The organism is Marivirga sp. (genome assembly GCF_051117495.1).
GTDB lineage: Bacteria > Bacteroidota > Bacteroidia > Cytophagales > Cyclobacteriaceae > Marivirga.
The window spans coordinates 1-12,989 of record NZ_JBNPEF010000021.1 but is presented as its reverse complement, the minus strand read 5'-3'; the positions used below and the strand labels follow the sequence as shown (position 1 = coordinate 12,989).

Annotated in this window: 10 protein-coding genes; 4 read left to right on the top strand and 6 right to left on the bottom strand. The window is 34.8% G+C overall.

Annotated elements, in window-relative coordinates:
• Positions 1-86 precede the first annotated feature (86 nt).
• The 3 genes from ACFE0M_RS11445 to ACFE0M_RS11435 form a co-directional block, all read right to left on the bottom strand.
• Positions 87-248, bottom strand: coding sequence for a hypothetical protein (locus ACFE0M_RS11445; RefSeq protein WP_434545898.1), 162 nt, complete (start codon positions 246-248; stop codon positions 87-89).
• The gene (locus ACFE0M_RS11440) at positions 238-633 is read right to left on the bottom strand and encodes a hypothetical protein (protein ID WP_434545897.1); all 396 of its coding nucleotides are present in this window, start codon (positions 631-633) and stop codon (positions 238-240) included. The genes ACFE0M_RS11445 and ACFE0M_RS11440 overlap by 11 nt, the downstream gene beginning before the upstream one ends.
• A 72-nt stretch (positions 634-705) precedes the next feature.
• Positions 706-4,155, bottom strand: coding sequence for a pyruvate carboxylase (locus ACFE0M_RS11435; protein WP_434545896.1), 3,450 nt, complete (start codon positions 4,153-4,155; stop codon positions 706-708).
• Between the two features lie 276 nt (positions 4,156-4,431).
• Here ACFE0M_RS11435 and metG point away from each other — a divergent pair, with 276 nt between their 5' ends.
• The 3 genes from metG to ACFE0M_RS11420 all read left to right on the top strand — a co-directional run bounded on the left by metG (position 4,432) and on the right by ACFE0M_RS11420 (position 9,706).
• A complete protein-coding gene (gene metG, locus ACFE0M_RS11430; protein ID WP_434545895.1) occupies positions 4,432-6,498 on the top strand; it encodes a methionine--tRNA ligase in 2,067 nt (688 codons plus the stop codon).
• 149 nt (positions 6,499-6,647) lie between these two features.
• Positions 6,648-7,304, top strand: a complete 657-nt coding sequence (locus ACFE0M_RS11425) for a phosphoadenylyl-sulfate reductase (RefSeq protein WP_434545894.1) — start codon at positions 6,648-6,650, stop codon at positions 7,302-7,304.
• 404 nt (positions 7,305-7,708) lie between these two features.
• Entirely contained in the window at positions 7,709-9,706 is a 1,998-nt protein-coding gene (locus ACFE0M_RS11420) for an ATP-binding protein (protein ID WP_434545893.1), read from the top strand.
• An 83-nt stretch (positions 9,707-9,789) separates the two neighbouring features.
• Here ACFE0M_RS11420 and ACFE0M_RS11415 read toward each other — a convergent pair whose 3' ends face one another.
• The 3 genes from ACFE0M_RS11415 to ACFE0M_RS11405 form a co-directional block, all read right to left on the bottom strand.
• The gene (locus ACFE0M_RS11415) at positions 9,790-10,785 is read right to left on the bottom strand and encodes a hypothetical protein (protein ID WP_434545892.1); all 996 of its coding nucleotides are present in this window, start codon (positions 10,783-10,785) and stop codon (positions 9,790-9,792) included.
• A gap of 281 nt (positions 10,786-11,066) precedes the next feature.
• On the bottom strand, positions 11,067-11,288 hold the full coding sequence (locus ACFE0M_RS11410) for a hypothetical protein (RefSeq protein ID WP_434545891.1): 222 nt from the start codon (positions 11,286-11,288) through the stop codon (positions 11,067-11,069).
• A gap of 83 nt (positions 11,289-11,371) precedes the next feature.
• Complete coding sequence (locus ACFE0M_RS11405; RefSeq protein ID WP_434545890.1) at positions 11,372-11,653, bottom strand: helix-turn-helix transcriptional regulator; 282 nt, start codon at positions 11,651-11,653, stop codon at positions 11,372-11,374.
• A 214-nt stretch (positions 11,654-11,867) separates the two neighbouring features.
• Here ACFE0M_RS11405 and ACFE0M_RS11400 point away from each other — a divergent pair, with 214 nt between their 5' ends.
• Positions 11,868-12,797: an NAD-dependent epimerase/dehydratase family protein gene (locus tag ACFE0M_RS11400; RefSeq protein ID WP_434545889.1), complete on the top strand. Its 930-nt coding sequence runs from the start codon at positions 11,868-11,870 to the stop codon at positions 12,795-12,797.
• Positions 12,798-12,989 lie beyond the last annotated feature (192 nt).

The window sequence follows — 12,989 nt, the reverse complement described above, 5'->3', positions numbered from 1 at the left end:
AATAGGTATTTACAGTAAGCAGTTGCAGCGAGACGCTTGCGCTAGTTATCAGGTGTCAGTAAAAAAGCTGTCAAAAACTGATAGCTCTATTTCTGACCTATCAAACGAGATTTTTTCGCAAGTTGATTATCCAAATAAGCTCTAAGCTCTTGAAAACTCATATCCTTTATTTCAAGACTTATATCTTTACGAATATCTCGCATCATTTTAACTGCGTCAAAATCTTTCTTTTTTTTATCAGTCTTCATAATTAATTAAATCTTTTGGATTTCTAATTTCAAGTAAATTATATCCATTCTTAATATTCACTGAATTATATCCTTTAATTCGTTGTAGATTCACAATATGCTTAAAATTCCAACTAGCTAATACATCTACATTTTCAATTGTAGCTAAAACGATATGAAAACAATCTTCTATACTAGTTTCTCCAACAACTCTTTCTTCTACATATTTGCTTCCTAAAATTTTTGCTTCTTCCGTTAAGTAAACTTTTTCAAAAAAATCAGAGATTACAAATATTACTTCTTGATTTTCTAAACGTTTAAAAAGTTTCTTAGTCTCATATTCAAATTCTACATCAAAAAAACCACCAACTATTGAAGTATCTATATAAATTTTATCTTTCTTCATTTTAATTGATAGAATTTTAAACAACTAAATCAGTACTCCAATACTATATTAAACCATAGATTTATAAAATAGTTACTCCAAACTCACCACCAAATCATCCTGTTGTACCATGTCTCCTGATTTTAAATGTACTTCTTTTACAACACCAGCTCTTGGAGCGGTGATGGAAGACTCCATTTTCATGGCTTCTATTACAAACAATGCCGTGTTTTCAGTCACTTCATCTCCTGGTTTCACCTTGATAGAAGCCAGCTTTCCTTGCAGAGGTGCTCCAACCTCATTTTCACTAGAAATCTTTTTGTTAGTTACTTTATCAACCTTAGCAGAATTGTCCTTTATTTGAACCCTTCTGGTTTGTCCATTCAGTTCAAATGAAACTGTTCTTAAAGCTTCTTCATTTGGTTCGGAGATATACAATAATTTAATGATGATGGTTTTACCTTCTGATATTTCCACCAAAATCTCTTCTCCATTTTTCATCCCATAGAAAAAGGCTAAGGTCGGGATGTAGCCTACTTCACCATATTTCTGCTGATGATTATAGAATTCTTCATATACTTTTGGGTAAAGCAAGTATGCCAATAAATCAGCTTCATCTTCATGACCGTCAAATTTCTGTTTGAAGGCTTCCATTTCCTTATTGAAATCTATTGGTTCCAGATGCTTATTAGGCTTATCCGTAAATGGTTTTTCGCCCTTCAAAATGATTTTACTCAATTTCTCTGGAAAACCACCTACAGGCTGACCTAATTCACCTCGGAATAAATCTACCACAGAATCTGGAAAAGAAAGCGTATGCCCTTTTTCAAAAATATCATCTGGTGTTAAATTATTAGAGGTCATATAAAGTGCCATATCCCCTACTACTTTGGAAGAAGGTGTTACTTTTACCAAATCCCCAAACATATGATTAACCAATGCATAATTCTTTTTAACCGTTTCGAATTTATTGCCCAATCCTAAAGCTTCAGCCTGCGGTCTTAAATTTGAATACTGTCCGCCAGGAATTTCATTATCATAAATCTCAGCAGTCCCCGCTTTTAAACCCGACTCGAATGGATAATAATACTCACGAACATATTCCCAATAAGTAGAATAATCATTTAAAGAGTTGATATTCAATTTCTGCTCTCGCTCATGGCCTTGCATATAGCTGGCTACTGAATTAAAATTAGGCTGAGAGGTTAGGCCAGACATGCTACCTAAAGCCACATCTACTACATCTACTCCTGCTTCAATGGCTTGCAAATAAGTAGCGGATTGAACAGAGGAGGTATCATGTGTATGCAAATGAATTGGTAAATTAATTTCAGATTTCAAAGCAGAGATTAATTCTTTGGCGGCATACGGTTTCAACAAACCTGCCATATCTTTTATGGCAATTATATGAGCCCCTTCACCTTCTAGCTGCTTTGCAAAGTCAATATAGTAATCCAGCGTATATTTCTTTTGCTCAGGATCTAGAATATCTCCTGTATAACAAATAGCAGCTTCCGCAATAGAATTCGTTCTTTCCCTTACGGTTTTAATGCTGACTTTCATTGCCTCTAGCCAATTAAGAGAATCAAAAATTCTAAAAATGTCTATTCCCGTTTCAGCAGATTTTTCAATGAATTTCTCAATCAAATTATCAGGATATGCTTTATAACCTACCGCATTGGAGCCTCTCAATAACATCTGCAATAAAACATTTGGCATTGCCCTTCTGAACTTCGCTAAACGCTCCCAAGGATTTTCATGTAAAAACCGCATACAAACGTCAAATGTGGCACCACCCCAAACTTCCATGGAGAAAATTTCAGGATTGTTTTTAGCATAACCTTCTGCTACTTTCATCATATCAATCCCGCGCATCCTTGTTGCTAATAAGGATTGATGTGCATCTCTAAAAGTAGTATCGGTATAATGAATAGCTTTTTCTTTTTTCAACCATTCAGCAAATTTTTCAGGACCTAATTCTGTAAGTATATTCTTGGTTCCCTTTGGATAGGTTCCATATTTATCATAATCTGGAACTACTGGGTGTCGGAAAGTTTTATTCTCTTCTTTAGATTTCACATCTGGATGTCCATTTACACTTACATCAGCTAAGAAGCGAAGTGTTTTGGTTCCTCGGTCAAATTTTTGGGTGATTTTGAATAAATCAGGATGTTCATCAATGAATTTAACCGTGCATTCACCATTATAGAATGTCGGATGCGAAATCACATTTTCTAAAAATCCGATATTAGTTTTTACCCCTCTAATCCTAAATTCTCTTAATGCCCTGTGTAATCTTTGAGCAGCTCCTTTTAAAGTTCTCCCATGAGAAGAAACTTTCACCAACATAGAATCAAAGAAAGGAGAAATATTCACTCCTGCGTAAGAACTTCCTTCATCAATTCTAATCCCAAAGCCACCAGCATTTCTATAAGCTATGATGGTTCCATAATCGGGCTTGAAACCATTTTCAGGGTCTTCTGTTGTGATTCTACATTGAATAGCAAAACCATTACACTGCACATCTTCCTGACTTTGAATATAAATCCTAGGATCATCCAGAGCGTGACCTTTGGCAATAAGGATTTGAGAGCGGACAATATCAACTCCTGTGATTTCTTCTGTAATAGTATGTTCTACCTGAATCCTTGGATTTACCTCAATAAAGTAGATATTCTCCTCTTTATCGACCAAAAACTCGACCGTACCTACATTATTGTAATTGACCTCTCGGGTTATGGCTAGTGCATATTCATATAGTTTATCTCTGGTTTCTTGTGATAGGTTGGCTGAGGGAGCCACTTCCACTACTTTTTGGAATCTTCTTTGAACGGAACAATCCCTTTCAAATAAATGGACAATATTCCCATAATTATCGCCCATAATTTGCACTTCTATATGCTTAGGATGGTCGATATATTTCTCCAAAAAAATCGTATCATCACCAAAAGCATTCCCAGCCTCACTTTTAGAATCTGCGAAAGCGGTTTTTAATTGTTCTTTATTCTGAACTACTCTCATACCGCGACCACCGCCACCAGCAGCAGCTTTTACCATAATGGGGTATCCAATTCTTTCTGCTTCTTTTAAAGCAGTTTCGGTGTCCACCAAATCAATTTTACTATCTTCAATAATGGGAACATTGGCTTTAACAGCAATATCTTTAGCTCTAACCTTATCTCCTAAGGCGTTCATCACTTCAGGCTCAGGCCCTACGAAAATGATGCCTTCTTCCCTACATCTTCTGGCTAATTTTACATTCTCCGACAGGAATCCATAACCCGGATGAATAGCATCCACCCCTTTATGTTTAGCAAGGCTAATGATTTCTTCAATATCCAAATAAGGCTTAAGTGGATCATCATCTTTTCCAATTTGATAAGCTTCATCTGATTTATATCTATGGAGTGAATAGCGGTCTTCATAAGTATAAACAGCTACTGTCCGGATTCGAAGTTCGGAAGCAGCACGCAACACCCGAATTGCAATTTCACCTCTATTCGCTACTAGTAATTTATTGATTTCAAATAATTTTGTTGTCATGTTGATAAGTTGTAATGTCTTTATTTAAGCTTTTTTATTAAGGATGCTGAATTTAAAAAGGGATTCTGAGAAAGGGAAGGAAAATGATGGGAAATTCGGTTTTAAGATAGAGATAGTGGTAAAATTTCATTAAATCTAAGGTATTAGCTTTTTAGGTTTCACTAAACATGAATTATAATCGAAAATTGAAATATCTGCTAAATCTAATACTTAAGACAGGCTATCTCTTGCTTACTTTCCTCCTAACTTTCCTATATTTGCCACAAATTACAAGCAATGCAAAAATTGAATAATAGATATACCATTACAGCGGCATTACCTTATGCCAATGGACCTTTACATATTGGACATATAGCAGGCGCTTATTTGCCTGCGGATATTTTCGTGCGCTACCTCAGATTGCGCAAAAAAGAAGTGGCTTTTATGTGCGGAAGTGATGAGCACGGTGCTGCCATCACTATTCGCGCTAAGAAAGAAGGTATTACGCCCAATGCCATTATTGATAAATACCACGAACTCAATAAAAAGACCTTCGAAAAATTTGGGATTGCTTTTGATATGTATCATAGGACATCAGAACCTTCTCATCATGAGCTTTCGCAAGAATTTTTTACAAATCTTTATGAGAAAGGTGAGTTTGAGGAGCGAGAAAGCGAGCAATATTACGATGAAGAATTCAATCAGTTTTTAGCCGATCGCTATATAACCGGAAAATGTCCAAAATGTGGAAATGAAAGCGCTTATGGTGATCAATGTGAAAAATGCGGGAGTTCTTTAAATCCTACTGATTTGATTAACCCGGTTTCTACCTTGAGCGGGAAAACACCTATATTAAAAAAAACAACCCACTGGTTCCTGCCATTAGATAAATATCAGGAATGGATGGAAAAATGGTTGGTTGAAGGCAAAAAAGGCAAGTGGAAATCCAATGTTTATGGTCAGTGCAGTTCTTGGCTCAATCAAGGTTTGCAAGCCAGAGCCATGACCCGTGATTTGGATTGGGGAGTTGATGTACCGCTTAAAGGAGCTGAAGGAAAGAAATTATACGTTTGGCTGGATGCCCCGATAGGCTACATTTCAGCCACCAAACAATGGGCAAAAGATACCGGAAACGATTGGGAGAAATTCTGGAAGAAGCAGGAGAATCCTGAAGATGATAGTACGCTAATTCATTTTATTGGAAAAGACAATATTGTATTCCACTGTATTATTTTCCCGGTGATTTTGCATGCACACGGTGATTACATCTTACCGGAAAACGTGCCTGCCAATGAATTTTTAAATCTGGAAGGCGATAAACTTTCCACCAGTAGAAACTGGGCGGTTTGGCTGCATGAGTATTTGGAAGATTTCCCTGGCAAAGAGGATGTTTTGAGATATGCACTGGCAGCTACTTTACCAGAAACAAAAGACAGTGAATTTACTTGGAAGGATTTTCAAACTCGCAACAATAGTGAATTGGTGGCCATTTTCGGTAATTTTATCAACAGAGCTGTAGTACTAACGCATAAATATTATGATGGGAAAGTACCGGAAAGAGGTGAATGGTTTGATTACGATCAGGAAATTTTGGATGAATTGAAAGGCTATCCTGATTTGATTGAAGAGAAAATCGTGAATTATAAATTCAGGGAAGCCTTGGCTGCTATGATGGAATTTGCCCGTTTGGGCAATAAGTACTTAGCAGAAACTGAGCCATGGAAGCTTCAAAAGGAAAATCCAGAAAGAGTAAAAACCATTATGAATCTGGCCTTACAAATTGCAGCCAATTTGAGCATCGTTTGTGAGCCATTCTTACCATTTACTGCGACTAAGCTGAGGAAGATGTTGAACATTGAAGCTTACGAGTGGGATTTGGCAGGAAGTGCTGATTTACTGGAAGCCGGACATCAGATCAAGGAAGCAGAGTTATTATTTGAAAAAATAGAAGACAAAACCGTGGAAGAACAAGTAAATAAATTAGAAGAAGCTAAAAAAGCGAATGCTGGAGGAAGCCCTAATGTAGAACCCATGAAAGAAGAAATCAAGTTTGAGGATTTCATGAAAATGGATATGCGCATAGGAACCATTTTAACTGCTGAAAAAGTTAAAAAATCAAATAAGTTACTGAAATTGACTATTGATACTGGTTTGGACAAACGCACTATCTTAAGTGGAATAGCAAAGCATTTCAAAGCCGAGGAAGTAGTCGGTAAGCAAGTAACAGTCTTAGTAAATCTGGCACCTCGACCTATGATGGGAGAAGTTTCTGAAGGTATGGTTTTGATGGCAGAAGATTCGGAAGGTAATTTGCAGTTTGTGCAGCCGGGAAAGGAAGTAAATCCGGGAAGTACGATTGCGTAGTGTGTAATGGGTAGAGAGTAGTGAGAAATTGAACGGATCTGGATAATTGAAATAGAGCTAAGGTTTTAAGTTCTAGGTCTTAAGTTGTAAGTTTAAAATCCAATACTGAATACTAGATACTTGAAACCAGCTACTAGATACTAAGAAATATGAACATCAATGAACTAGAACATAAAATCAAACAATACCAATCAGAAGGGAAGAAGTATTTCACTACTTCTTCTTTTCAATCGCATAGTCTGGTATTGTTGCACATGTTGAGCAAAATAGATGCTAATATCCCCGTTTATTTTATCAATACAGGCTATCATTTTCCTGATACGGTTGCTTTTAGAGATAAAATCATGGCTGATTTTGGCTTGACTAATTTAATTGATTTAAAGCCTTTGACTCCGAAAAATATGCAGCGTGATGCCAACGGAAAGATGTTCTTCACTTCCGACCCAGATTATTGCTGCTATCTTAATAAAACCCAACCCATGGATGCGGTATTGATGCAACATGATATTTGGATCAATGGTGTCCGTGCTGACCAGAGCAAAACCCGATCTGCCATGAAAGTGGAACAACAGGCTCCCCATGGTGCTGTTAGACTTCATCCTATGTTGGATTGGAATTCCAAAATGATTCATGATTACAGAAAAGAACATCAACTGCCCGAGCATCCATTAGAGGCTAAAGGCTATTTCAGTATTGGTTGTGAGCCATGCACCCGCAAATTCGATTTGGATATGCAAGAACGAGAAAGCAGATGGTACGGAATGAACAAAACAGAATGCGGTTTGCATACTGATTTGGTGCAATAAATCATTTCTGTGTAGCTACATACAAATATTACAGAGGTGGGATTTGTTAGGTATGCATAACATTTGAGTGATTTATTTACATAATATAAACCAATCTGCAATATTTTCTGGATTCATGTAAAATATCCCCTATAATTTAGACCTCAATGTAAATATTCTTCTTTTTCTGTTCATCCAACAAAACGCTTAGTTGGTTTTGCCATTTACTAATTTCATAGAAAATCAGAAACTTAAGATTTACTATTAATCTTTAAAAATTCCTCTACAAGCATCATTATTACTAAATCCTCTAACATATATGCTTCTTGTACTTTTTAAAGTGAAAAGCAAATCCATATCTTTGAAACAAGTATTAATTTTGCATTATAATTATTACTTGACTCTCCTATTGGAGAAAATTAATTATGTGGAAACAGACAATACCCTTTCTAATCATTTTTTTCACCATTACATCTATAAGTTATGGCCAGCAAAGTATATTCAATTTTCAAGACCAAAATTTAAATGAGGAAATTGTATTACTTCAAGGTGAGTGGCAAATTGAATATGGGCAATTACTTACAGCCGAGGAAATGCAAGCAATTGATTCCCCGGTTTATGCGGAAATTCCACATACATGGACAGGCATGGAATTTAGAGGGGTAAAACTTCCTTCCACGGGTTATGCTACTTATTACACAAAAATAGTTATTGATAAAAATTCTACTGAATTATCAATAAATGGAAAAGTTCAAAGCACTAATTATAAACTATTCGTAAATGGCAAAGAAATAGGTGAAGTAGGCAAACTAGGGACCTCTTCGGAAACTGCTGAACCTGATTATCGAAACAAAATCTTCGAAATATCAACCAATCAAGACACCTTAGAAATCATTATGCAAATCTCTAATTTTCATTACAGGAAAGGTGGAATGTCTAGACCGCCTGAGATGGCTGAAAAAGAATTACTTATTGAGGATAGAGGAAAAAATATTTCACTTTCATTTTTCTTAATTGGTTCTATTTTCTTTATGGGATTATATCATTTAGGTTCTAATTTTTTTCGCACACGAAATAAAATGAACACTTATTTTGCATTGGTTTGCTTATTTACAATCCTACGATCATTAAGTGTAAATGAATATCTACTTATTGACTATTTAAATTTTCCATGGTGGCTAAGCACTAGGATAGAATTAACAAGCTTTTATCTGATTTTTGCCTTTACAATTCGTTTTATATACTACCTTTTCCCAGAATATATCCCTAAATTTTTTGCCAATATCCCTTATTATATAGGCATATCAGCTACTATCATTACCCTTTTCACCCCTATTGTTTACAATTCTAATTTGGTTCCAATTATGCAGATAGTGACCGTAATTACTGGGGTTGCAATACTGTATTATATCTTTAAAGCCAGTCTAAACGGTAATAAAGAAGTAATAATAGCGCTTATTGGATTTATTTTACTTTTTGCCGTTACAGTAATTGAAATACTTATCCATCAATCTCAGATAGTGGGTGATTTGGTATTTGCTTTGGGTATTTTCTTTTATTTATTCAGTCATGTGATCATACTAGCCAACAGGCAAAATCAAACTTATATTAGAAATCAAGATCTGAGTTTGGCACTGCAGCAATCTAATCAGAGACTGGAGCAAACAGTACAAGAAAGAACAAAAGAATTAAATGAGCGAAATAAAGAACTTGTTCAAAACAATCAGGAATTAAAGGAAATTCATGATGAAAAAAATGGGCTTATACATGTATTGGCCCATGATTTAAAATCTCCTTTGAATAATAATAAAGGCCTTATAAAACTCATTAAAATGGCTGATAATGTATCGGATCAACAAAAAGATTTCTTAAATAAGCTTGAAAAATCCAACCAACAAGGTGTACAGTTAATAGAAGATTTGTTGCAGCTTTACCGTATGGAATCACAGCAAAAAGCCGAGGTAGATGAAATTAACATTCAATCCTATTTTAATGAATTGATCAAAAAACATGAGGATGCTGCTAAACTGAAAAGCATAAAGATTGAGAAAGAAATTTCTGAAGATACAAACAGGTTCAGGACAGACACTGATAAACTGCAGCGAATTATGGATAACCTTATTTCCAATGCCTTGAAATTCTCTTATGAAGACAGTACTATATATATAAAAGCAGTACAAAAAGGGAATCAACTTCAAATTGAAGTGAAAGATCAAGGAATGGGTATTTTAAAAGAAGAACAATCCAAAATTTTCCAGAAATTCCAGAAAATGAGCAATAAACCCACAGCCGGTGAAAGTTCTTCTGGTTTAGGCTTATCCATAGTAAAAACCTTAGTAGAGCAATTAAAAGGAACTATAGAGTTTGAAAGTAGGCCAGGAAAAGGGACTAGTTTTAGAGTGGTTTTGAATGATTTGGGGTAATATCACCATTTTACTTATCCTCCCATTGTGTAATAATAAATTTCGTTACTTATAATTCATAGTTGAACATAAAAATCATTTTTTTAATACTTTTCAATCTCAATTTCATATTTTTCAATTTTACTATCGACAGTATTAAATGCAAAAAATTTACTATTTTCAACAGCTATGGTTTTATACCAATCACCATTTAAATTAAAGCTTCCAAGAAACTGAAAGTCATTATTCAAATCTAATAAGCTGACTGCATTGCTTCTGGGACTATTTTCCCCCGCTATTGATAAAATGTACAATATTTCATGAGTTGAATCAATATAAGCATCTTGAATCATATTGTAATATGATGTGCTTCCCAATTTGCCATTAGCTTTAATGAATTTCAAACGTTCTTTAAATGGCTTGAAATCCGCCAAATTAATACGATCAACTTCTTCATTTTGCTTAAAAACTCTTATCTCAGCTTTGTTATCTGATAAATGAAGAATCTTATCTTCAAATTTCAAGAGATGTGCCCCGCTAGTCACATAAGCTTTATTAATATCATTATAGGGTTCTGAAAAAGGAACGCCTCCTTTCAATTTACCTTGATGGGATAAATTATAAAGCGTGAAATCAAGATTTTTATTATTTAAAAACACTCCATTATTAGAAACAATAAATCGATATTTAAAGGAGGTATCATAAATTTCTCTATCATATTTTAGTTCACTAATAAATTTACCTCTTTTTGAGAACTTCATAAATGCACGCTTATTACTGGAAATAGCGTAAATTGTATCTCTGTAAATTTGAATCTGAGGCGTAATAAATATCTCTTCAGGGCCCTCCCCCAATTCACCAATACAAGAAATAAAATTTAGATCAGTATCCAACAGCTTTATTCCATTCTCATATTCTGCAACATATAGTTTCCCCTGATCAATCAACAGACTTCTTATGTCATAAACATATAAGCTGTCTGAAAATTTTCCTTTTGACTTTATAAAATCAGTTCTTAATTCAAAACTTTGGGATGAGTTTTTATTGCTACAGCTGTGAAAGACTGTAGCAATAAAAACGATTAAAATTAAATTTCTCATTATTCTACTATTTATCTACTACCACAAGGATTTAGGTTCCGGACGTTGCAAGGGTGCTGGACACATATATGTTACGCCATCACAAGTTACACTCATGTCGTAATATGAATTTGAACAAGTCTTAGCGCCTGAGCAACTAACTGCATCTTGGCCATCACCGCATGATTGAGAGACTGTGCAAGCATAAATATCATAAACTTCACCAAAACTAGCCAAGACAAATAATAGAATTGTTAAAAATATTGTTTTTCTAGATTTCATAATTCAAATTTTAAATTAGATTAAGCTATTGATTTTTTTTCTTTTGAAAACGGACAAGAAGTTGTAACACCATCACACGTCACAGTCTTATCATCATCACTTGAAGAACAATTGAAATCTCCTGTACATCCCATGGTTTCATTTCCTCCGCATTCAATTGACGTAGAACATTCTGCTGAGGCTTGATTTTGCAAGCCAAATAACATACAGAATGAAATGATTAATATCAAATCTTTTTTCATGATTTTAGATTTTAAATAATTAAAAATTGTTTAATGTGATCACGTCTCAAAGTTGAATATTAAATGAGCTAAAAACATCACCCCTAGGGGTGACTTTGGGGTGATTTTTCATGTTGCAACAGCAATTCTTCAGCAACTAAATCCAATAAAAACTTCCTGAATTCTTGTTTTCCTTGCAATCCAAGTTTCTTAATGATCTTTTTTCTGTGTGTCTTTATGGTTTCAACACTTACGAACAGATTTTCACTAATCTCCTGACAACTCATTCCTTTTTTACAGAGCGATAAGATTTCGGATTCTTTAAAGGTCAATTGGCCGTTAATTATTCTTTCACGACAGGATGGTTCATCTTTTTTTACTGGCATAACTTTAGGTTTTGGTTCTTTGAATAAATAAAAACTAAATATATAATGTTCAAATACATTTTCAAAATATACACTAAATATTCCTATATATTTAGTACTTTAAAAAGAGCACCCTCTAAATTATTACAAAAACTATAATCCAACAAAAGGAACTCCTTATTTTCACAACCCCCAATTATACATTACTTTTGCTGTCTTTAAAAGTATTTGACCCATGAAGAAAATATTGATTACCGGAGGAGCCGGCTATATTGGTTCGGCCTTGATTGAAAAATTATTGCCATCAGAAGAAGTGCAGCAGATCTTAATTTATGATAATTTAAGTCGAAATAATTATCACTTCTTTTTAGGCGAAAAACTTCCTAATCAAGAAAAAATCAAATTTATTCAAGGGGAATTGCTGGATACTCGTAAGCTAAAAAAAGCTTTAAAAGGAATAGACACCGTCATCCATTTGGCCGCTAAAGTAACCACTCCCTTTGCAGATGCTGATCCACATTACTTTGAGCAAAGTAATCATTGGGGCACGGCCGAATTGGTCTATGCGGTGGAGGAGTCTGATGTTGAGCATTTTGTTTTTGCCAGCAGCGTTTCCGTTTTCGGTTCGTCAAAAGAAATGATTAATGAAGATCATCATCCTAATCCTAGAACTATTTATGGTATCTCAAAATTAAGGGGCGAAGAGCATGTGGCACGCTTATCTGATAAAATCAATACGCAGATATTAAGATTAGGCAACGTTTATGGTTATGCCAATGCCGTTCGTTTTGATGCGGTAATCAACCGTTTTATGTTTGATGCCAACTTCAACAAACGCATTGCTATTAATGGGAACGGAAAGCAACACCGGCCCTTTATATCCATTCAAAAAGCCTCGGAAATATTAAAGCAGGTCACAATCAAAAGCGATATTCCTTCAGGCTACTATAATATAGTGGACAAAAATTTAGAGGTATTGGACATCGTTGATGCATTAAAAGCCATATACCCTGATATGGAATTTACTTTCATTAACCAACATTTGAAACTGAGGGAGTTATTGGTCAACCCAGAAACGAAACTGCAACAATATATTGATTTCCCTAATGGGAGCTCCAGCGTGAAAGATGATCTATTGCTTTTTAAGGAGCATTTGAGGTTTTAGGAAGTTAGAAGCTCGAAGTGGGAAGTTTCGAACTACTTCTAACTTCCATCTCTAAATCATTTATTGACACTATCCCAAAAAGTGTGTAACTAAAAATTTTGTAGATAGGGTTAAGATTCATTCAATCTGACCCTATCTTCAAATATAATAAGAAAACTGTTAAGTATTACTCCCCAGTTTCTAATAGGCTGA

Coding starts and splice junctions, on each gene's coding strand:
- ACFE0M_RS11440 (WP_434545897.1), bottom strand. CDS start 633: ATGAAGAAAGATAAAATTTATATAGATACTTCAATAGTTGGTGGTTTT.
- metG (WP_434545895.1), top strand. CDS start 4,432: ATGCAAAAATTGAATAATAGATATACCATTACAGCGGCATTACCTTAT.
- ACFE0M_RS11420 (WP_434545893.1), top strand. CDS start 7,709: ATGTGGAAACAGACAATACCCTTTCTAATCATTTTTTTCACCATTACA.
- ACFE0M_RS11425 (WP_434545894.1), top strand. CDS start 6,648: ATGAACATCAATGAACTAGAACATAAAATCAAACAATACCAATCAGAA.
- ACFE0M_RS11405 (WP_434545890.1), bottom strand. CDS start 11,653: ATGCCAGTAAAAAAAGATGAACCATCCTGTCGTGAAAGAATAATTAAC.
- ACFE0M_RS11410 (WP_434545891.1), bottom strand. CDS start 11,288: ATGAAAAAAGATTTGATATTAATCATTTCATTCTGTATGTTATTTGGC.
- ACFE0M_RS11415 (WP_434545892.1), bottom strand. CDS start 10,785: ATGAGAAATTTAATTTTAATCGTTTTTATTGCTACAGTCTTTCACAGC.
- ACFE0M_RS11435 (WP_434545896.1), bottom strand. CDS start 4,155: ATGACAACAAAATTATTTGAAATCAATAAATTACTAGTAGCGAATAGA.
- ACFE0M_RS11400 (WP_434545889.1), top strand. CDS start 11,868: ATGAAGAAAATATTGATTACCGGAGGAGCCGGCTATATTGGTTCGGCC.
- ACFE0M_RS11445 (WP_434545898.1), bottom strand. CDS start 248: ATGAAGACTGATAAAAAAAAGAAAGATTTTGACGCAGTTAAAATGATG.